Here is a 1,142-nt window from a genome sequence, read left to right on the forward strand (position 1 = left end):
GATTACTGCGGTATTCCGGGTCCTGATTACTGCGGTGTTCCGGGTCTCCGACGTGCTAGAGGTCGAGGAGGCGGCGGGCTTCTTCGCGCATCTCGACCTTGCGGACCTTGCCCGTGACCGTCATCGGGAACTCGCCCACCACGTGCACATAACGCGGAATCTTGTAGTGCGCCAACTTCCCCGCGCAGAACTCCCGCAACGACTCCGCCGTCAACACCTCAGCACCCTCGCGCAACCGCACCCACGCCATCAACTCCTCGCCGTACTTGGCATCCGGAACCCCGATGACCTGCGCGTCCAACACATCCGGATGCGTGTAGAGGAACTCCTCGATCTCCCGCGGATACACGTTCTCCCCACCCCGGATCACCATGTCCTTGATCCGCCCGGTGATCGAGACATACCCCTCGGCATCCATCACCGCCAGATCCCCGGTGTGCATCCACCGCGCCGCATCGATCACCTCAGCGGTCTTGTCCGGCTGCCCCCAATACCCCAACATCACCGAATAACCCCGCGTGCACAACTCCCCCGGCTCACCCCGCGCCACCGTCAACCCACTCACCGGATCCACGACCTTGACCTCCAAGTGCGGACCCACCCGGCCCACCGTGGACACCCGACGCTCCAACGAATCATCCGCACGCGTCTGCGTCGACACCGGAGACGTCTCGGTCATCCCGTAGCAGATCGCCACCTCCGACATCCCCATCCGATCGATGACCTGCTTCATCACCTCCACCGGACACGGCGAACCCGCCATGATCCCCGTCCGCAACGACGACAGGTCGAACGAACCGAACTCCGGATGATCCAACTCCGCGATGAACATCGTCGGCACCCCGTACAACGACGTGCACCGCTCCCGCGCCACCGCCGTCAACGCCGACCCCGCATCAAAACCCTCCGACGGGATCACCATCGCCGCACCATGACTCGTGCACGCCAAATTCCCCATCACCATCCCGAAGCAGTGGTAGAACGGCGGCACGATCGCCACCCGATCCACCTCCGAATACCCGCACAACTCCCCCACGAAAAAACCGTTGTTCAGGATGTTGTGATGCGACAACGTCGCACCCTTCGGAAAACCCGTCGTCCCCGACGTGTACTGAATGTTGATCGCATCATCCGCCGACAGC

1 protein-coding gene is annotated in these 1,142 nt (G+C 62.8%); it reads right to left on the reverse strand.

Annotated elements, in window-relative coordinates; all coding sequences use genetic code 11:
• Positions 1-55: 55 nt before the first annotated feature.
• Positions 56-1,142, reverse strand: a 1,087-nt coding sequence (locus tag E1181_RS31115) for an AMP-binding protein (RefSeq protein WP_132679973.1), incomplete at its 5' end; no start/stop codon positions are given.

This window comes from Saccharopolyspora terrae, from assembly GCF_004348435.1.
In the GTDB taxonomy this organism is placed as follows: domain Bacteria; phylum Actinomycetota; class Actinomycetes; order Mycobacteriales; family Pseudonocardiaceae; genus Saccharopolyspora; species Saccharopolyspora endophytica.